This window comes from Streptomyces sp. NPDC001599 (genome assembly GCF_042893535.1).
Classification (GTDB): Bacteria; Actinomycetota; Actinomycetes; order Streptomycetales; family Streptomycetaceae; genus Streptomyces.
The window spans coordinates 24,501-44,501 of sequence record NZ_JBIAVA010000030.1; the positions used below are offsets into that span (position 1 = coordinate 24,501).

Annotated in this window: 11 protein-coding genes and 2 pseudogenes; 7 read left to right on the forward strand and 6 right to left on the reverse strand. The window is 71.6% G+C overall.

Features of this window, described 5'->3' with window-relative positions:
* Positions 1 to 49: 49 nt before the first annotated feature.
* Both ACFYZ3_RS38165 and ACFYZ3_RS38170 read left to right on the forward strand, forming a co-directional pair.
* Positions 50 to 1,768 (forward strand): histidine kinase, encoded by a 1,719-nt coding sequence (locus ACFYZ3_RS38165; protein WP_388527926.1) that lies wholly within the window; start codon positions 50 to 52, stop codon positions 1,766 to 1,768.
* Positions 1,769 to 1,859: 91 nt separating this feature from the next.
* Positions 1,860 to 2,519 (forward strand): response regulator, encoded by a 660-nt coding sequence (locus tag ACFYZ3_RS38170; protein WP_388527928.1) that lies wholly within the window; start codon positions 1,860 to 1,862, stop codon positions 2,517 to 2,519.
* Positions 2,520 to 2,930: 411 nt separating this feature from the next.
* On the opposite strand, the gene ACFYZ3_RS38175 is transcribed toward ACFYZ3_RS38170, so the two are convergent.
* Positions 2,931 to 4,391 carry a hypothetical protein gene (locus tag ACFYZ3_RS38175; RefSeq protein WP_388527931.1) on the reverse strand — a complete coding sequence of 487 codons (1,461 nt, stop codon included), beginning with the start codon at positions 4,389 to 4,391 and terminating at the stop codon, positions 2,931 to 2,933.
* A gap of 178 nt (positions 4,392 to 4,569) precedes the next feature.
* On the opposite strand from ACFYZ3_RS38175, the pseudogene ACFYZ3_RS38180 reads away from it, so the two are divergent.
* Both ACFYZ3_RS38180 and tpg read left to right on the forward strand, forming a co-directional pair.
* A pseudogene (locus ACFYZ3_RS38180) lies at positions 4,570 to 5,428 on the forward strand (transcriptional regulator); the annotation flags it as partial.
* A gap of 12 nt (positions 5,429 to 5,440) precedes the next feature.
* Positions 5,441 to 5,908, forward strand: a pseudogene (gene tpg, locus ACFYZ3_RS38185) (telomere-protecting terminal protein Tpg); the annotation flags it as partial.
* 18 nt (positions 5,909 to 5,926) lie between these two features.
* Here tpg and ACFYZ3_RS38190 read toward each other — a convergent pair.
* The 3 genes from ACFYZ3_RS38190 to ACFYZ3_RS38200 form a co-directional block, all read right to left on the reverse strand.
* A complete protein-coding gene (locus ACFYZ3_RS38190; RefSeq protein ID WP_388527933.1) occupies positions 5,927 to 8,626 on the reverse strand; it encodes an AAA family ATPase in 2,700 nt (899 codons plus the stop codon).
* A 469-nt stretch (positions 8,627 to 9,095) separates the two neighbouring features.
* Positions 9,096 to 9,980 carry an alpha/beta fold hydrolase gene (locus tag ACFYZ3_RS38195; RefSeq protein WP_388527936.1) on the reverse strand — a complete coding sequence of 295 codons (885 nt, stop codon included), beginning with the start codon at positions 9,978 to 9,980 and terminating at the stop codon, positions 9,096 to 9,098.
* On the reverse strand, positions 9,968 to 10,447 hold the full coding sequence (locus ACFYZ3_RS38200; RefSeq protein ID WP_388527939.1) for a serine hydrolase: 480 nt from the start codon (positions 10,445 to 10,447) through the stop codon (positions 9,968 to 9,970). The genes ACFYZ3_RS38195 and ACFYZ3_RS38200 overlap by 13 nt, the downstream gene beginning before the upstream one ends.
* Before the next feature lie 589 nt (positions 10,448 to 11,036).
* Between ACFYZ3_RS38200 and ACFYZ3_RS38205 the strand changes: the two genes are divergently transcribed.
* Positions 11,037 to 13,760 (forward strand): BREX system ATP-binding domain-containing protein, encoded by a 2,724-nt coding sequence (locus tag ACFYZ3_RS38205; protein ID WP_388527942.1) that lies wholly within the window; start codon positions 11,037 to 11,039, stop codon positions 13,758 to 13,760.
* A gap of 490 nt (positions 13,761 to 14,250) precedes the next feature.
* Here ACFYZ3_RS38205 and ACFYZ3_RS38210 read toward each other — a convergent pair whose 3' ends face one another.
* Positions 14,251 to 15,615 (reverse strand): class I SAM-dependent RNA methyltransferase, encoded by a 1,365-nt coding sequence (locus tag ACFYZ3_RS38210; protein WP_388527945.1) that lies wholly within the window; start codon positions 15,613 to 15,615, stop codon positions 14,251 to 14,253.
* A gap of 80 nt (positions 15,616 to 15,695) precedes the next feature.
* Positions 15,696 to 17,768, reverse strand: a complete 2,073-nt coding sequence (locus ACFYZ3_RS38215; protein ID WP_361006935.1) for an APC family permease — start codon at positions 17,766 to 17,768, stop codon at positions 15,696 to 15,698.
* Between the two features lie 722 nt (positions 17,769 to 18,490).
* Between ACFYZ3_RS38215 and ACFYZ3_RS38220 the strand changes: the two genes are divergently transcribed.
* The gene (locus ACFYZ3_RS38220; RefSeq protein WP_109029875.1) at positions 18,491 to 19,162 is read left to right on the forward strand and encodes a TrkA family potassium uptake protein; all 672 of its coding nucleotides are present in this window, start codon (positions 18,491 to 18,493) and stop codon (positions 19,160 to 19,162) included.
* Positions 19,162 to 19,842 (forward strand): TrkA family potassium uptake protein, encoded by a 681-nt coding sequence (locus ACFYZ3_RS38225; RefSeq protein WP_087806775.1) that lies wholly within the window; start codon positions 19,162 to 19,164, stop codon positions 19,840 to 19,842. Before ACFYZ3_RS38220 ends, ACFYZ3_RS38225 begins: the two co-directional genes overlap by 1 nt.
* Positions 19,843 to 20,001 lie beyond the last annotated feature (159 nt).

The window sequence follows — 20,001 nt, forward strand, 5'->3', positions numbered from 1 at the left end:
ACCGAAGGAAGGATGCGGGCGTCAGAGGGCAGCCGTCTATCGTCTGCGCGTGGATGCTGCAGAAACTCCCCGTACCGGACCGTCGTTCCGCTTCCGTCTCGCCGCCGCCTCCGCCTGGCCCCGGCGGCGGATCGTCGGCGAGGCCGTGCTCACCCCAGTGCTCTCCGGGATCGCAGGCATCCTTCGCACGGCGGAGACCGGCTCCCTGGTACAGGGCGGGGCACTGGCCCTGGTCGTCGCCGTACTGTCCCTGGCGCGTCGCGCCCTGCCGGCGTCGGTACTGCTGGCCGCGTCAGCCCTGGCGGGCACCTTTCTCGGTGCGTTCGTCCTGCTGGTCTGCGCCGGATGGTCCGCCGGCAGCCGCATCGAGCGCCCGGCGCGGGCACTGGCCGCGTTCACGGCTGGTTTCGTGCTCCACCTTGTCGCCGGCGTGGCCAGCGCACCAGATGAAGACCTCGGACTGTCGGTGCTGGTGACCGTCGCACTTACCGGGGGGCCGTTCCTGGTGCTCGCGGTGGTGCCCGGTTTCGCCGCCCGGTACCGTGCCCAGCGGCACGCCCTGCTGGATGCTCTGCGGCGGCACAACGCCCAACTGGTGCGCGAACGGGCGATGGTGGCGCGCCAGGCCCGGCTGCTGGAGCGGCAGCGCATCGCCCAGGACATGCACGACAGCCTTGGCCACCAACTTGCCCTGATCGCCGTGCACACGGGGGCGCTGGAGGTGGACCCGGAGCTCAATGGCCGCCAGCGGGAAGGTGTGGGCGTCCTCCGGGAGGCATCCAGATCGGCGATGCGGGAGCTGCGCGAAGCCGTGGGCATCCTGCGCAACGACGCGGAGATGTCCGGGCCCGGTCCGCAGGAAGCCGGGCCCTCCTCGGACCGTGCCGCGGTTTCTGTCGACGAGCTGGTCGCATCGTCGCGGGCGGCGGGCGCGACAGTGGAACTGCACCGCTCCGGCGCCGAGCGACCCCTCACCCCCGCTGTCGACCGGGCGGCGTACCGCATCGCTCAGGAGGGACTGACCAATGCACACAAGCACGCGCCGGGCGCCCCGATCACGGTCGCGCTGCGCTACGAACCGGACAGCCTCGTAGTCGAGGTGGCGAACGGCCCAGTACCGGCCGGGGTTCCGGCCGCACCCCCCGCGATCAGCGGCCAACAGGGGCTGACGGGCCTGCGGGAGCGGGCCCGTCTGGTCGGCGGCATGGTGCACACCGGCCTCACCCCCGGCGGGGGCTTCCGCCTCGCCGGTGTGCTGCCGTACGCCGGTGGCGAGCGGCAGTCCCCTCCGGGCGGCGCGACTTCGGTGGCTGCGGACGACGACTTCCGAGGGCAGATCGGCGGGGCCTCGGCGGGAAATGGTGGTGGCGTCCTCGAACGCGCCGTACCGCACAAGGAGTTCACCGCCATCATGAGCAGCAAGAAGAACGCCGCCCTGGGATGCGCTGCCACCGCCGTGGTCCTCGTCGTGGGCGTCGGCGCCCTTCTGGTGTGGGGGGTGTCGAAAGGGATCGACGAGTTGGAGAAGGGGGCCATACCGGCGAGCGTGTACGAGTCGGCTCGAGTCGGCGAGGCCGAGGCGGACCTGCGCGGGAAGTTGCCGGAAGGCGGCTCGTTGCTCACCGACGGCGTGGAGAAGCAGGGGCCTGCGCTGCCCGATGACGCGGCCTGCGAACACTTCGTGGACGACGAGAAGGACATCGTCTACCGGTTCTGCTTCCGCGACGGGAAGCTCGCCTCCAAAGTGTCCTACACGTGGAACCCCTGACCCGAGGTCTGTGACCGCGCTCCCGGCCGGATCGGGCATGATGAGCTGGCCTGTTGTCCGCCTGTCACACCGATCCCGCGCAGGAGATCGCATGATCCGGGTTCTCATCGCCGACGACGAGCCGCTCATCAGAGCAGGCATCAGAATGATCCTCACCTCCGCCGGGGACATCGAGGTCGTCGCCGAGGCACGGGACGGCCGGGAGGCGGTGGACACCGCTCGGAGCACCGCGGTCGACGTGGCCCTGCTGGACATCCAGATGCCCGTGATGGACGGGCTGACCGCGCTGGCCGAACTGGGCCGTGCCGCGCCGGGGGTACGGGTGCTGATCCTGACGACGTTCGGGGAACGCGACAACGTCCTGCGGGCGCTCGGCCACGGCAGTGCGGGCTTCCTGCTGAAGGACACCGCCCCGCAGGAGCTGATCCACGCAGTCCGCGCGGCGGCGGCCGGCAACGCTTACCTGTCCCCGGCCGCCACCCGCCACGTAGTGGACACCCTCGCCTCCCCCGCCACCGTGCGTGGCGAGGAGGCGCGCCGCCGCCTGGCCGGGCTGACCGCTCGCGAACGCGAGGTGCTGGCCCTGCTCGGCGAAGGACTGTCCAACGCGGCCGCCGGCGCCCGCCTGCATATGAGCGAGGCGACGGTGAAGACCTATGTCAGCCGCGTCCTCACCAAGCTTGACTGCGACAACCGGGTCCAAGCGGCGCTCCTGGCCCGCGACGCGGGCCTGGAGCCGTGCGCAGAGTGAACCTCAGCGCTCCGGCAAACCGTACGTGGAACGGATCTCCGAACTCACCCTCAGAGATGAGCCCCGTGAACCGGACTATCCGGATTCCGAGGTCCTGCTCACCATCGTCAATGCGGTACGCCATTGCCGACCGGTCCCGGTCCACTACGGCGACGGCGACGGACGCCGTACCGGCGCAGAGCACCTATTCCGTTGCCGTCGTATTCCTGCGGGCAGTGGCAGCTCTCACCTGTTCGCGCTGAACTGCACGTTGATCTTGTGGGGTTCAGGAACAGTTTTGTGAGCTCGCGGCGCTTCGTTGCACTACGGACGGTGATGAGCCGTGGCTGCGTCCGGCGATGGAGAGGATTCCGACACGACCATGAGACTGACCGCCTCAGACATGGCTTGAGACACCCGCCGAGCCCGAGGTCACAGCAGCGTCGTATGACACGAATCGCGAGAACCTACAGTTCTCCCGACGGTCAGGATGTCTGCGCCTCTGCGGGCGTCGGGTCCAAGGAGTCGAGGAGTTCCCCGAAGGTGATCTTCTCGTCGTCGTAGTCGAAGGTCATGGCAGCGGCGAGTGCCCCACCGGTCGGTGCTGCGCCCGCAGCGGTCCAGCAGGATCGTCAGGGCGACGTCGGGTTCGTGGTTGGCGAGGACCTCGTCGGCGGGGATCTGGCGTAGGTGCTCCAGGGTGCGGTAGCGGGACTTCGCGACGGCGCGGTAGACCTCGGAGCGGGAGAGGATCTCCCCGGTGGCGGGGGAGTCGAGCCAGGACTGCAGGACGGCCGCGGGGTCGGGGTGCTTGCCGAGTTCGTCGTCGTCCACCAGCCGCACCACACCGTCGTCCTCGTCTTCCGGAACCGGGATGGCGGCCGCCGCGGCCAGGAACCAGTCGGGGCGGTCGGCCTTCTGAACCAGTCGAGGCCGTCGGCCTTCTCGGCGGTCCGGGCCAGTTCGGCAGGGTGCAGCCCGCCCAAGACGCCCACGACAGCTGCGTGCGGGGTGTGCGGGTTGGCGGCGAGGACGGTCAGAGCCTGGACGCGGCGGTGCTCGTAGTGGCGTTCCAGGAGCCGGGCCGGGCGGTCGTGGTCGGGGTCGGTATTGTCGAGGACGCGGATCGAAGTCCGGCTCGGCATGGGGGAGACGACGGCCGGCTGATCCAGCCTGGCGAGCTGGGCGCAGGACCCGGCGAGGTGGTCGGGGGGTGCTGAGGAGGGCCGGGTCCTCGGCGAGACGCAGGACGCGGCCGTCGAACTCGTGATCGTCTTCCTGCCTGTCGGACCAGGTGAGCAGCTGGCCGCGGGTGACGAGAGCGTCGGCGGCCGCGTGCAGCTGGTCGGCGGCGAGGTCGGCCAGGCGCGGGTTGCTGCGGACGCGGTTGGCGATGTGGTGCAGGGTCCGGCGGGCGGTCACCTGCGGGTTGGGCAGGCCGGCCAGCTCAGGCAGGCACAGGGCCGGCAGGCAGGCGCGCAGCAGGTTCTCGCTGAGAGCGGGCGCCGGATCGGCGGGGAGTTCCGCGCCGTCGGGGTCGGTGGCGCGGAGGCGGGAGTCCTTGAGGGCCTGGGTCTCGGCATGGTCTAGCAGCAGGTGCTGGACGGCCGCACCGAGTGTGGGGTGAGTGGCGAGCTCCGACCACCGCTCGGGACACCGGGCCAGCATCGCCCAGCCGCTGTGGCCGGCCAGGTCCAGGGACCAGTCCTTTGAGAAATCGGACACGGCCTCCCAGCCCTCTTCGGGCTCCGGGTGGAGAAGGTACGCGGCGAGCGGAGTCAGGCAGGCTTCCGGGACAGCGTCGAACAGTTCTGGCGGCACGGGCGGGGCAGGTGCGTCCGCTTCGGTTCGGGTGTAACGGTCGGGATCCCAGGACCGGACGACCTGCTCCACCTCGTAGCTGGAGAGGCGGGGCAGGAGAGCGATAGCGGCCTCGACCTGCCCAGGGTGCCGTGCCCGGGCTGAGACCAGCCCGGCCCAGGCCCTTCGGTGCCGCAGGATGGCGGGCACATCGGCGGCGGTCACCGTGCCTGCGGCGGCCAGGGCGGCCAGCGTCTTGTCGTCGGCGTGCGTCAAGGCCCCCGCGTTCGACGCGAAGCTGCCCGGCTCCTGGCTGGTCGACCTGTCCCACGTCGATCTGTCCCGCGTGAAGGTCGGCAAGGAGTGGGTGGAGCTGGACGGCTCGCTGCTGCCCTCTCCGTTCACGCCGAAGGGCGAGCGCCTGACTGGCCCGGCCTGGTACGCGACGCCCACCGTCGCTTACGCGGCGGAGCTCGGCTACGAGGTGCGGCCGATTGAGGCGTGGGTCCGGTACGAGCACGGCCGGTACCTGGACGGCTGGTACGACCGGCTCCGTGACGCCTACCTCGCCACGATGGCCGACCTCGGCGTCGACGCCGACCTCGCCCCGGTGGACTTCCTTGCGGCGATGGACGGCTACAAGGGCCATGACCCGGAACTGGCGATCGTTGGCACGGCGGTCAAGGCGACCGGTGAAGGGAGGTCTGGGCAAGCTCCGCGAGCGGCCCCGCGGCGAGGGCTGGAGACCGGGCGAGCCGTGGCGCGCGCTGTCCCGCCCGACGTGGCGGCCGGGCTTCCGGGCGGCGGTCATCTCCCGCACCCGGATCAACCTGCACCGCAAGATCGTTAAGCCCGCCGCCTTCACCGGGCAGTACCCCATCGCGATCCTGTCCGACTGCGTCGTCTACGTGGCAGGCGGGCCCTTGCCGCTGGACTTCCTGCCCTACCGGGAAGGCAAGCCGCTGCCCGGCGGCTTCAAGCTCGGCATCAACCCCGGCCTGGTCAAGCACGAGGGCATCCAGGACCTGATGTGGGGCGAGGAAGTCCGGGAGCGGTTCAACGCCCCGGAGCTCAACCTCGCCCGGCACATCAAGGACGGCACCGTCACCGACGTCGACAACGGAGAGTAGGAGTAGGCCACGATGAGCCTGTTCGGGGACGGCCTGGAGGCGGCGGTGCAGAAGGCGTTCACGCGCCCGGCACCCAAGAGCGCGGGTGCGCAGATGCGGTACCTGGTCAAGCAGCTCTAGGGCACAAAGGCGGTCGCCCTGATGCTGCGGGTCTCCCAGCGCACCGTCGAGCGGTACGTGAAGGACCAGATCAAGAAGCCCCGGCCCGAACTCGCCGCGCGCCTGGAGCGCGAGGTGAAGAAGCGGTGGCAGCCGCAGATCCGCGCGAAGGCCAAGGAGAAGGCGGCCAGCACGGGCGGCATCATCATCGACACCCGCGCCCGCATGGGCTACACGGCCCCGATCGGGTCGACGGACCAGGACCGCATCCGGCACCTGACCGTCGCCCTGCCGCCCGTCTACGCCGCCCGCCTCTTCGACGCCCAGGAGCAGGGGGCCAGCGACGCCCGGCTACAGCAGATCGCCGCCGAAGCGCTCAAGGTAGGCGGTGAGGCGTCATCAGCTCCGTCCGGAGATGCCGGTGGCCGCCAAGTCGCGCCGTGAGCAGAGCCCCAGCTTGGCGAACACGTTGGATAGGTGATGCCCGACGGTGCGGTCGCTGATCCGCAGATGGGCCCCGATCTCCCGGTTGGTCAGATCGCCGGCGGCAAGCTGGGCCACCCGGCGTTCCTGTGCCGTCAGCGTTGCCATGCCCGTGCCGACGGCAGTGTCACGGCGTGCGGGCGCCATGATCAGACGCTGCTCACGCCGGGCCCGCTCAAGCATCGGGCGCGCTCCCAGTGCGTGGAACGTCTCGGCAGCGGCGTCGAGCTGCTGGCGGGCGTCTCGGCGCCGCCGCTGTCGCCGCAACCACTCGCCGTAGAGCAGCCGGGCCCGTGCGTGGTCGAACGGGCGCCGGGACGCACCGGGCACGTCCAGCGCCGCCCGGTAGGACCGTTCGGCGGCGGGTTCGTCCAGCAGTGCGCGTGCCAGGTGCGCTGTGAATATCGCCCAGTGCGCGCCGGTGCGCCGTACCCAGGCGTCGAGCGCCTCGGCGCGGCGCCGGCCGATCTCCGGCCGCCGCGCGTGCACGGCGGCCTCGATCGTGTCCAGGCTTGCCAGCAGAGCGACGATCGGATGTGCTGCCTCGTGCCCGTGCTCGTCCAAGCGGGCGAGCAGGTCGAGTGCAGCATCGGCGCGACCGGCCGCCAGAGCGGCCATTCCACGGTTCCAGTGGGCCGAGGCGCTGACCGCACGGTCGCGGCGCGGCCCGGCCAGCTGCAGGGTCCGAACGGTCAGATGGTCGACGCTGCGGCCGTCACCGCGGGCGGCGGCGAGCCATCCGAGGCAGTTCCGGCACTCCGCAGCGATGTGCTCGGCACCGATCCGCTCGGCCGACGCGAGCCCCTCGGCCGCGGCGTCCTCCGCAGCGCCCCACCGGCCCGCGGCGATGTCGAGTCGCGCGATCCGAGCCAGCGCCGCAGCAAGCGAGGTGCCATCGGCGTGACGGCGGTGCCTGCGGACAAGGGCGTGCACGGCATCGGCGAGTGGCTCGTCGAGGCCCCACACCAGTCCGAGCGGCGACGCCGGGAGCAGCTGCGACTCCACCCGGGAGATGTGCGCCATGACGTCACCGAGTTCTGCCGACGACGCTGCCCGTGCCGGGTCCGTCGCTGGCCCCCACCACGTCCGGACGATCGGGAGGACCTCGGGCAGCCCAGGGGTCGTCAGCCCCGCGAGACGAGTGAGGGTCTCGCCGACGAGGTCGTCGCGGGCCGCGGACCATCCCGCGTGCAGGGCAGCGGCGCCGAGCTCCACTCTCATGCGCGGATCATCGAACGCGGCGATGTCGCGACTGATCGATCGGTGGGCTCGTTCCAGAGACCCCTCGGCAAGTTCGAGTACCCCGCGCAGGCCGCGGCTGGCGCGGGTGGCCAGAACCTCGTCGGTCAGGCTCCGGGCATCGGCCAGCAACCGACGCGCCATCGTGGCGTCGCCGCCGTGCCAGGCGGCCACGGCCGCGCCGGCGAGCCTGCGGGTCGCAGCGGCCGGGTCGGCGGACAGCTCGGCGGCCCGCCGCAGAATCGGTACCGCGCCGGCGCCCGAGGGCACCGTCTGCTCGAGCAGCCCGGCGATCTCCTCGTCGACGTCGTGAACGGTCGCGGCCCGGTGCCAGACATGCCCGCGACTGCCCGGGGGAAGCGCGGCGGCCAGGGTCCGGTGGGCGTTCCTGCGCTCAGACGGGGAGGCGCTCGCGTAGACAGCGGCCCGGACCACCGGGTGCCGTAGCGCAGGCCGGTCGGGCGTCCCGGCGAGCAGACCCGACCGGATCGTCTCCTCCCAGACCGGCTCCCCGGCGGCGCGGGAACGTGCTGACCGTGCGAGCGTGAGCTGATCACCGTCGGCACGAGCCGCGGCCATGAGCACGACGAACTCGCGTGCCGGGGTCGGCATGGTCTGCAGGCGCTCGGCGAAGGCCGTACGCAGCCGGGGCCCCACGGGCACCGTGCCGGCGGCAAGATCGTCGATTGGTACAGGCAGCTCGTGCAGTGCCAGCGGGTTGCCCCCACCTGCTTGCACCGCGCGGGTGACCTCGGGGCCGTCGAGGCCGGGGTGAGCGGCGGCGACCAGTTGGGCGGCGTGGTCGTCAGCGAGAGGACTCACCGCGAGCGGATCGACCCCCTCCCACGATCCGCCGGCAGGCGCGTCGTGGCCGGCGACGAGGACCACCACCGGATCGGTCCCCACCCGCCGGGCGACGAATCCGAGCACGAACGCGGTCTCCGCGTCGAGCCGATGTGCGTCGTCCACGACGATCAGGAGCGGGCGGTCGACTGCCAGCGTCGACAACAGGGACAGGACCGCCACGGCGGTGAGTGACCGGCCCGCTCCGGTGACCTCGCCCGCGAGCACGCCTCGCAACGCTGCCGCCTGGGACACCGGAAGAGTCGCGATCAGGTGCTCGACCGGCCGGAGCAGCGTGTCCAGGCCGGCTAAGGGGGTCCCGGACTCGCACCGTGCGGGCTGTACCGCCAGCGGGGCGAAATCGGGAGACGCCGCGGTGACGTGGTCGAGAAGTGCGGTCTTGCCGATGCCCGGCTCACCCCAGAGCACCAGGGCGCCACCGGTTCCACGGCGGGCTCGGTCGAGCACCTCGGTCACGGCAGCGATCTCTGCCTGTCGTCCGACGAGCGGGGCCGGAGCACCGGTTGCCCTCATCGCGTCCTCTCAGCCGTGACCATCTTCCGGCCCCAGAGGTCCGTGCCGTACCGTCCGAGGCCGGCGGGATCGTCCGACGCCCCGACAAGGACGCCGACCCCGTGCAGGAGCGCGATGCCGGTGAGCCCCGCTCGGATCCTGATGAGCGCATCCTCGGGCCCCTGCTGCGGCAGTGCCACCCCACCGAGCCGGGTCCCGTTCGGTGGTGCCGACCTGACCGTGAATGGTGTGAGCATGCTCAGCGGCCTGCCGCAGGTGCTTCTAGGCCCGCAGACCACGGGCCCGAGTACCTTGACCGATGGCCCCGCTGCCGCGGGTAGGGTCGGGACCCGTTCGTCGATCGCCGACGACGAGCTTGCCCATCGAGCACGCCGAACCGCTGCCACGGCACGGGCAGCGTATGGACGAGGCGCTCGCCGCGGGCGCACGCCGAGGTCGGCGCCGCGCGGCGAGGCGCCGGTGGCCGTGGTCATGGCGACTCCTCCGAACCGGGGCGGACGCCCTTGGGGAGTGGGTCTCCCAGGAAGGCGAGCAGGGCGGCGTTGACCTCGTCGGCGTGAGTCCACAGCAGCCCGTGCGGGGCGCCGTCGATCTCCACGTACTGCGCGTCGGGCAGGGCCCGGCGGAAGCGGTGGGCCGTGACTTCGATGGGGAGGATCCGATCGGCGGTGCCGTGCAGGATCAGGGTCGGCGTGCCGCTGGCCCGGACGGCCTCGACGTCGGCGCGGAAGTCCTCGATCCACGAGGAGACGACGGCATGGGCGGCCACGGGGGCGCTGGAGATGGCGACGTTCCAGCTGGCTGTGACCGCCTCCTGGCCGATGCGGTTGCCCAGGTTCTCGTCGAGGTTGTAGAAGTTGGAGAAGAACTGCTCGTACCAGGCGTAGCGGTCGCCCTTGGCCGCGGCCTCGATGCCATCGAAGACGTCCTGGGGCACGCCGTCCGGGTTGTCGTCCCGAGCGACGAGGAAGGGCTCCAGGGAGGCCAGGAAGGCGAGCTTCGCGACCCGCTGGTGGCCGTATCGAGCGATGTAGCGGGCGAGTTCGCCGGTGCCCATCGAGAACCCGATGAGCACGACATCGCGCAGGTCCAGGGTCTCCAGCAGGGCATTCAGGTCGGCGGCGAAGGTGTCGTAGTCGTAGCCGGTGCCGACCTTCGACGAGCGGCCGAAGCCGCGGCGGTCGTAGGTGATGACGCGGTAGCCGGCGGAGAGCAGCTCGCGCGTCTGGCGCTCCCAGCTGTGGCCGTTGAGCGGGTAGCCGTGGATGAGGACGACGGGCTGACCCGCGCCTTGGTCCTCGTAGTAGAGCTCGACCGGCGTGCTGTTCTCGTACCCGATGGTTACGTGTCCCATGATCTTTCCTTTCCGAGGGTGGTCTGCCTGCTATTGACCGACGAGCCGCCGTACCGCGATCGTTGTCGCCTCGGCGATGGTGGCGTTGCCGGCCGTGGACTCCGGGTCGTCCGGGTCGGCGTAGACGGCGAGACCAGCGGCGCGCGGTCCGGGGGCAGCACGCTCCCGACGTCGTTGCGCTCGCCCTGTGCTTCGGTCCCGGTCCTGTCCCCGATTGGCCACCCGGCTGGCACGCCGGCCCGGATGGTGGCGTCGCCGGTGGTGTTCGCGACGAGCGAGGTGGTGAGCCGCTCGCGGTCGGCCGGCTGCAGGCCGCCAGCGAGGGGCACCGCCCGCATGCTCTCGACGATGGCGGCCGGTGTGGTGGTGTCGCGCTCGTCGTCTGGGCCGGTGGAGACGTTGAGCTGTGGCTCGTTGCGGTCGAAACGGGTGGTCGCGTCATCCAGGCCGGAGGCGAACGCGGTCACGGCGGTCGGTCCGCCGAGGAGGTCGAGGGGCAGGTTCGTCGCCGTGTTGTGGCGTTGGCGCGTCGCGGCGGCTCCTCCAGCAGGCCGACGTCGGGGTAGTGCCGCACCGCACCCACAGTGGTGCCGGCGAGTTCGGCGAGTTGGCGGGGTCTCCAGGCCACGGCTGTTCCCTTCAGGTGTCGTCGACCGACGTGTCGTCGGCCCAAATGTCTTCGGCGTGGTCAGGGGCGCGTGAGCCGGCGCCGGCGATCGGCCTCCGACAGCCCGCCCCACCGCCGTGCAGCTCCCGGTGGGCCAGGGCGTGGACGGCGACCCGCTCGCGCTGCTGCCGTAGCGGGAGGACTCCTCGTCGGCGGGGAAGAACACCTCGATGCTGGTCACGGTGGTCGCTCCCTTCCCGGTCGCTCTGCTGAGGGCTCTCAGAGTCGCGGGGAAGGCGCCTGGTCCGCGTCGGTAAAAATCCCTTACCCCGTCACCGACCCTGGCGCGGGGGAGGCTGGCATCCTGACGACCCGGTGCTGCCCGCGCGCTTCGCGTCGGTGACAATTACCGGATAGACGCCGTGTCGGCGCCAGGGGAGGACCAGGCGATGCTCGTGGGACGGCGCGCCGAGCAGGCGGCGCTCGAGCAGCTGCTGGCTCAGGCGCAGGGCGGCGACAGCGGAGTGTTGGTGGTGCGCGGGGAAGCCGGCATCGGCAAGTCCGCCCTCCTGCAGCACATGCGGGAGACCGCCGTGGCGGCGGGATTCGGGGTTCACGACGCGGCCGGGGTGGAGGCCGAGGCAGAGTTCGCGTTCGCGGGCCTGCACCAGTTGTGCGCCCCGTTCCTGGCGCGGGCGGTCGAGCTGCCCGAGCCGCAGCAGGCCGCGCTCGGGGTGGCGTTCGGGCTGCGCGAGGGTGCTGCGCCGGACCGGTTCCTGGTGGGGTTGGCGGTGCTGAGCCTGTTGGCCGAGAACGGGCCGTTGCTGTGTGTGGTCGATGATGCGCAGTGGCTCGATCAGGCGTCTGCGCAGGTTCTGGCTTTCGTGGCCCGGCGAGTGGGGGCCGAGCGGGTGGTGATGGTGTTTGCGCTGCGCGATCCCGGTGTGACCGACGTCGAGGCGTTCAGCGGGTTGCCGGAACTGCGCCTGGCGGGGCTGGGGGCCTCCGATGCCCAGACGCTGCTGGCCACCGCGGTCCGCGCACCGCTGGACGATGTGGTGCGCGACCGGATCGTAGCCGAGGCGCGCGGCAATCCGCTGGCGTTGTTGGAGCTACCCCGGGGTGCTCCGGCGGTGCAGTTCGCGGGCGGGTTCGAGCTGCCGGATGTGGTGAGCGTTCCGCGCCGGATCGAGGACGGCTTTCGGCGCCGCGCGAACAGCCTGCCTGCCGACGCGCGGATGCTGCTGGTGGTTGCCGCGGCCGAGCCGACCGGGGACGCGGCGTTGCTGTGGCGCGCGGCCGCGGAGCTGGGGATCGCCCGCGAGGCGGCTGCGCCCGCGGAGGCCGCCGGGCTGCTGGAGTTCGACTTCCGTGTGCGGTTCCGGCACCCGCTGGTCCGCTCGGCGGTCTACCGGGCGGCCACACCGACCGACCGGCGCCGGGCGCACGGCGCGCTGGCCGCCGTCACCGACCAGCAGGTCGATCCGGACCGGCGTGCCTGGCACCGCGCGCAGGCGGTGGTGGGCACTGATGAGGACGCCGCCGCGGAGCTGGAGCGTTCGGCCGGACGGGCCCGCGCCCGCGGCGGGCTGGCCGCCGCGGCGGCGTTCCTGAAGCGTGCGGCCGAGCTGACCCCCAGGCCGGCCGTCCGGGCGGAACGGGCCCTGGAAGCTGCGCACGCCAAGCACGAGGCAGGTGCGTCCGAAGCCCTGGAGCTGCTGACAGTCGCCGCGGCCGGGCCGTTGGACGCCGTGGCGCAGGCCCGCCTACAGCTGCTGAATGCTCGGATCGCGTTCCACGGGGCAAGGGGCGGCGAGGGGCCAAGGATGCTGCTGGACGCCGCCAAGACCCTCGCCCCGCTGGACCCGGCGCTGTCCCGGGAGACCTACCTGGACGCGCTCGATGCGGCGATCGTTACCGGCGACCGCGGACCCGGCGGCGTGCGTACGGTGGCCGACGCAGCCCGGGCCGCGCCCGCACCACCGGAGACGCCGAGGCCCGTGGATCTGTTGCTCGACGGGCTGGTGACGACGTTCACGCAGGGCTACGCGGCAGGAGTGCCCGGCCTGCGGCGGGCGTTGGACGCCTTCAATCGTCACGAGCGGGACGATCATGCCGTGAACGACAGCGACGACCGCCGCTGGCTGTGGCTGGCCGGCCGGACCGCGATGTCGCTCTTCGACGACCAGATGGTGCACGCGCTGGCCGCTCGTCATGTCCGGCTGGTCAGGGAAGCCGGCGCGCTGGCCACGCTCCCGGCAGCACTGCTCGTCCAGTCCGTCATGCTGGTGCTCTCTGGTGACTTCTCCCGGGCCGCCGAACAGACCGCGATCGCGGCCGCGACCAGAACTGTGCCCGTGCTCCACGGCCAGCTCATCCTGGCTGCCTGGCGCGGCCGCTCGGACGAGACCACCGAGATCCACGCGACCATGGTCCGGGAAGCGGCTGGACGTGGGCGCCGAACTGAGGACTTCCTGGCGCAGTACGCCATGGCGGTGCTGCACAACGGTCTGGGCGACTACCCGGCGGCTCTGGTCGCTGCGACGCGGGCTTTCGAGTCCGACGAGCTGACCCACAGCAACCTGGCACACTCCGAGCTCATTGAAGCGGCATGCCGTAGCGGCCGGCCGGAGCATGCGACCGCTGCGCTGGACCAGCTCAGCTCACGGGCGCTGGCCAGCGGCACCCCGTGGGGGCTCGGGCTGGCAGCGCGCTCACGGGCATTGGTCAGCACCGGCCCGGCCGCCGAGGAGTACTACCGCGAGGCGATCGAGCAGCTACGAAACTGCCGAGTGGCCACCCAGCTGGCCCGGACTCATCTCGTCTATGGCGAGTGGCTACGCCGCCAGGGCCGCCGTCAAGGCGCCCGCCAGCAGCTCCGCACCGCCCACCAGATGCTGTCGGACATGGGTGCGGAAGCGTTCGCCGCGCGCGCCGCCCGCGAGCTGCGCGCCACCGGCGAGCACCCACGCAGCCGGTCCGCCCAGCCCTCGGACGCGCTCACCGCACAGGAGCTGACGATCGCCCGGCTGGTAGCTACCGGGGCGACCTCCCGGGAGGTCGGCGCACAGCTGTTCTTGAGCCCGCGCACCATTGAGGCCCACCTCCGCAGCATCTTCCGCAAGCTGAGCATCACCTCCCGGCGACAGCTGCGGGACCTGGGGCTTCCCTAAAGGGCTGGCAGCGTGCGTGCTATGTCGCGGTACAGCGAATGCCGCCCGGAAGGCCAGCGAGCTGCGCCCTGTGGAGTTCGTAAAGGATCAAGAGCGCGCCGTCTTGAGGCGACGCCTGCGAATGAGCGTGCAGACGAGGGGACGACGGCGGGCGGCTTAAGGCGACGGTGAATCGCTCGGCACGGCGGCATCGCCACCTTCCGCGAACGGCGCAGGTACACGGTCAGACGCGGCACACACCGTACGCGCCGACAAGCGAACCCACCCGACGATCCGAGGCGCGCTACCCATCGGGCAGGACCGTGGCCGCCCACGCACGTTCCTCAGCCCACGCTTCAGCCCAGGTCACAGCATCCCGAAATGCACCTGACGCGCCATCAGAACGAGCGTCAAATGAGCGTCAAGACACCTCGGAGAGCGTCATTTGAGCGTCAAGATTTCGCCCGTAACGCGCATAGCACACATCCCGCACACCGAGTAAAGCCGCAGGTCAACGGCCCTTATCGGCAGGCTCAAGGATCGCGACGCACTCCACATGCTGCGTCATCGGGAACAGATCGAACACCCGCAGCATCCGCACCCGGTACCCCCCGTCCCGGAAGTACCCCAGGTCCCGGGCCAGCGCGGCCGGGTCGCAGGCCACGTACGCGATCCTGCGGGCGCCCAGGGTCGAGAGGTGCTGGACCGTCTTGCGGCCGGCGCCCGCGCGGGGCGGGTCGAGGACGATGAGGTCGACCTCGTCGATGCCGGTGCGGGGCAGGACGGACTCGACCTTGCCCTGCTCGATGCGGACGCGGTCGAAGGCGGCGAGGTTGTGGCGGGCGTCCTCGACGGCGCGTTTGCCGGACTCGATGCCGAGGACCGCGCCCTGGTCGCCGACCCGGTCGGCGAGGGCGCCGGCGAACAGGCCGACGCCGCAGTAGAGGTCCAGGGCCATGTCGCCCTTGCGGGGCAGCAGGCCCTGCATGACCGCCGTGACCAGGGTGTCGGCGGCCTTCGGGTGGACCTGCCAGAAGCCGCCGGAGCCCACCCGGTAGGTGCGGCCGTCGGCGCGCTCGCGGACGAAGGGGCGGCCGTGGACGCGGTGCACGCCCCCGTCCTTCTCCCCGACGCGCATGACCGAGACCGGGCGGTCCAGTTCCACGATGGGCAGGCGGGCGCCGGGCCGCGGGGTCAGGATGACCTGGCGGTCCTGGGAGCCGGTGGCCGCGATCGCCTCGACGGACTCCATGCCCGTCCAGTCCCGCGCCTCGATGCCCAGTTCGCTGACGCCCTCCGCCGCGATCATGCAGTGGTCGATCGGCTGTACCTCGTGGGAGCGGTGCTTGCGCAGGCCCGCGTGGCCCTCCGCGTCCACCGCGTACTGCACGCGCGTGCGCCAGGAGGGGACCTGCCCGGCGGGCACCTTGTCGCCCTCGGCCGGCATCACCGTGCCGTCCCAGCCGGCCTCCTCGGGGGTGAGGCCCGCCAGCCGCTCGAGCTGCTCGGCGACGACCTCGCCCTTCAGGCGGCGCTGGGCGCCCGGCTTGGCGTGCTGCCAGTCGCAGCCGCCGCAGCGGCCGGGGCCGGCGAAGGGGCAGGGGGCCTCGATGCGGTCCTTGGAGGGGTCCAGGATCTCGACCGCGTCCGCGCGCAGGAAGCGGGCGCCCTCCTCGCCCTCCGTCACCCGGGCCACGACCCGCTCGCCGGGCAGCGCGTGCCGGACGAACAGCACCTGCCCCTCGGACGTACGGGCGATGCAGTGGCCGCCGTGGGCAACGGGGCCGATCTCGACCTCGTACTCCTCGCCCACCAGCGAGACCACCTCGGACACGGCTCGCTTCTCCGCCTGCGACTTCTTCGGTTCTGCCTGCATGGCGGGGTGACTCCAGAGAACGGGGACGACAGGGACCTACGGGTGACGACAGGTGCCGCAAAGGACAACAGCCGTCCAGTCTACGTGGACGAGGAGGAGTCCTTCGTACGGTCACGGTCCGGGTGCTGGGCCGGTCCGCGCCGCACCGCACCCGGCGCGCTCCAGTCCTGACGCTTGCGGGCCCGGCGCCTGGCGGCCTCGGAGGACTCCAGCTGGTACGGGACGGAGGTGACCATGACGCCCGGCGTGAACAGCAGGCGGCCCTTGAGGCGCAGGGCGCTCTGGTTGTGCAGCAGGTGCTCGTACCAGTGGCCGACCACGTACTCGGGGATGATCACCGAGACCGCGTCGCGCGGGGACTCCTTGCGCAGGCTCTTGACGTACTCGATGACCGGCCGCGTGATCTCGCGGTACGGCGAGTCCAGCACCTTCAGGGGTACGGCGATGCCGCGGCGCTCCCACTCCTCGCGCAGCGCCTTCGTCTCGGCGGGGTCGACGTTGACGCTGAGCGCCTCCAGGCTGTCGGAGCGCATGAGCTTGGCGTAGGCGAGGGCGCGGAGCGTGGGGCGGTGGATCTTGGAGATCAGGACCACCGAGTGGACGCGGGAGGGGCGCACCATGTCGTCGCTCTGTGCCTCCTCGGGGTCCTCCGGGGCCGCGATCTCCTCGGCGACACGGTCGTAGTGCTTGCGGATCGCCGTCATGGTCGCGAAGAAGATGCACATGCCGAGCAGCGCGACCCAGGCGCCGTGCGTGAACTTGGTCGCCAGGACCACGACCAGGACGAGGCCCGTGAAGAAGGCGCCGAAGGCGTTGATCGCGCGGGAGCGCATCATGTGGCGGCGCTTGGACTGGTCCCGCTCGCCGGCCAGGTTGCGGTTCCAGTGGCGGACCATGCCGATCTGGCTGAGCGTGAAGGACACGAAGACGCCGACGATGTAGAGCTGGATCAGCCGGGTCGAGTCGGCGCCGTAGACGACGACCAGGAGCATGGCGGCCCCGGCGAGGAGCACGATGCCGTTGGAGAAGGCCAGGCGGTCGCCGCGGGTGTGCAGCTGGCGCGGCAGGTAGCGGTCCTGGGCGAGGATCGAGCCGAGCAGCGGGAAGCCGTTGTAGGCGGTGTTGGCGGCGAGGAAGAGGACCAGCGCGGTGGCGGCGGCCAGGACGATGAACAGGAAGCTGCCCTCGCCGAAGACCGCCTCGGCGACCTGGGAGATCACCGGGTGCTGGACGTAGTCCGCGCCGACGGCGACGCCGTTGTGGAACAGCTCGGTGGCCGGGTTCTCCGACATGCGGACGTCGGTCGCGGAGGCCAGCGCGATGATGCCGCAGAACATGGTGACGGCCAGCAGGCCCATCATCGCGAGGGTGTTCCCCGCGTTCTTGGACTTGGGCTTGCGGAAGGCCGGGACGCCGTTGGAGATCGCCTCGACGCCGGTGAGCGCGGCACAGCCGGAGGAGAAGGCGCGCAGGAGGAGGAAGATCAGGGCGAAGCCGGCCAGGCCGCCGTGCTCCGGCTTGATCTGGTAGTCCGCGGTCGGGGCGCGCATGGTGTCGTCCAGGACCAGGCCGCGGAACGCGCCCCACACGATCATGATGAAGACGCCCGCGACGAAGACGTACGTGGGAATCGCGAACAGAGTGCCCGACTCCCTGACCCCGCGCAGGTTCATCAGGGTGAGCAGCAGGATCACGGCGACCGCGCAGAGGACCTTGTGCTCGACGACGAAGGGGATCGCCGAGCCGAGGTTCTCGATGCCGGAGGAGATGGAGACCGCGACGGTCAGGACGTAGTCGACCAGCAGGGCGCTGGCGACGGTCAGTCCGGCCTTGGGTCCGAGGTTGGTGGTGGCCACCTCGTAGTCGCCACCGCCGCTCGGGTAGGCGTGCACGTTCTGACGGTAGGAGGCGACCACGGTGAACATCAGGACCACGACCGCGACCGCGATCCACGGGCTGAAGTGGTACGCCGACACGCCCGCGATGGACAGGACGAGCAGCACCTCGCCGGGCGCGTACGCCACGGAGGACAGCGGGTCGGACGCGAACACGGGAAGCGCGATGCGTTTCGGCAGGAGCGTTTCACCCAGCCGGTCGCTGCGCAGTGCGCGCCCGATGAGGATCCGCTTGGGCACGTCGGTCAGTTTGGACACAACAGAGGATCGTAAGCGTTCGAACGGGCGGCCGCCCAACCGCCACCCCCGATCCGTACGCAGTCTGCTCTACGGGTGAATTCGGGGGGTGCTCCGGCTGCGGATTCCGCAGGTGACGGCATTCGCATGGCTATATGACTGCTTACCCGACAAGCCCTGCCCGTTGTCCGGCCGTTGTCGCCCCTGGAGGTCCCATGCACCTGAGCGCAGAGCTGATCGGCGGCGCCGCCACGCTCGTAGGCCTCGGAATCCTGACGGCCGCCAGCATCCGCAGCATCTGCCGCCGGGGGTCGTCGGCCGGGGGATGAGACGGCTCCTGCGGCCCCCGGGTGCTTGCCGATACGTTGGACCCGGACGCCGGTGGGCCGGCTCCGGTCGGGCACCCGGCTTCCCGGCCCCTAGGGCCTGTCTGACAATTCGCGTCGTCGCCCGAAGGGCGGCCGCGCGGCGTCAGGTGCGTGCTCTCGGTGTGCCGGCCCCAGACCCGCGTACTGGCCGTACTCGGGTCTGGGGCCGGTGCGGCGAGAGTGCGTGCATGGCGTCGCACGGCAGACGGGAATTGTCAGACAGGCCCTAGCGGCGTCAGCGTCGGTGCGCACCGGCATGATGTTCCCCTGCGGCCCGCACACTGGCCGCGACGTGTCGCCAGGCGAGCCGAAAGAGAGACATGAGCAAGACATTCACCAAGGCCGGCGGGCCCGCAGGAAGCGCGGTGTGAGGCGATGCATATTGTCATCATGGGCTGCGGGCGCGTGGGCTCCGCGCTCGCCCAGACCCTGGAGCAGCAGGGGCACACGGTCGCCGTGATCGACCGGGACCCCACCTCCTTCCGTCGCCTCGGTTCCTCCTTCGGCGGCCGCCGCGTCACCGGCATCGGCTTCGACCAGGACACCCTGCGCGAGGCGGGCATCGAGGAGGCCGGCGCCTTCGCCGCCGTCTCCAGCGGCGACAACTCGAACATCATCGCCGCCCGCGTGGCCCGCGAGATGTTCGGCGTGGAGAACGTCGCCGCCCGCATCTACGACCCGCGCCGCGCCGAGGTCTACCAGCGTCTGGGCATTCCCACCGTGGCCACCGTCCGCTGGACGGCCGACCAGATGCTGCGCCGGCTGCTTCCCTCGGGCGCCGAGCCGCTGTGGCGCGACCCCACCGGAGGTGTCCAGCTGGCCGAGGTGCACACGTCCTCGTCCTGGGTGGGCCACAAGATCAGCCGGCTCCAGGAGGAGACGGGCGTGCGGGTGGCGTTCGTCACCCGGCTCGGGGAGGCGATCCTGCCGTCCTCGCAGACCGTCCTTCAGGAGGGCGACCTCGTGCACGTCATGATGCGCACCGACGAGGTCCACAAGGTCGAGGCGGCGTTCGCCAAGGGTCCCGAAGAGGAGGGCGGTCACTGATGAGGGTCGCCATTGCCGGAGCCGGCGCGGTCGGCCGTTCGATCGCGGGCGAACTGCTGGAGAACGGCCACGAGGTCCTGCTCATCGACAAGGCGCCTACGGCCATCTCGGTCGAGCGCGTCCCGATGGCGGAGTGGCTGCTCGCCGACGCCTGCGAGATCACGTCCCTGGACGAGGCGGCGCTCCAGCGCTGCAACGTCGTCATCGCCGCGACGGGCGACGACAAGGTCAACCTCGTCGTCTCGCTGCTGGCCAAGACGGAGTACGGCGTGCCGCGCGTCGTCGCCCGGGTGAACAACCCGAAGAACGAGTGGCTCTTCAACGAGTCCTGGGGTGTGGACGTGGCCGTCTCCACCCCGCGTCTGATGTCGGCCCTGGTCGAGGAGGCGGTGAGCGTCGGCGACCTGGTCCGGCTGCTGCGCTTCAGCCACGGCGACGCCAACCTGGTCGAGCTGACGCTGCCGGAGGAGTCGGCCCTGGCCGGCACCCAGGTCGGGGACGTCCAGTGGCCCGAGGACACCTCACTGGTGACGATCATCCGCGGCACCCGGGTGCTGACGCCGTCCCGGGAGGACTCCCTGGAGGCGGGCGACGAGCTGCTCTTCGTCGCCGCGCAGGCCCGTGAGGAGCAGCTGGAGGACCTGCTGTCGGCGCGGCGGCGGCCCGACGGCGCGGTCTGACGGGACGGTCGGACGACGCACAGGACGGCCTACGGCGGTGGGGGGGGGGGGGGGGGGGGGGCGGGGCCCCCCCCCCCCCCGACCCCCCCCCCCCCCCCCCCCCCGCCGGGCCCGGCCCCCCCCCCCCCCGCCCCGCCCCCCCCCCCCCCCCCCCCCCCC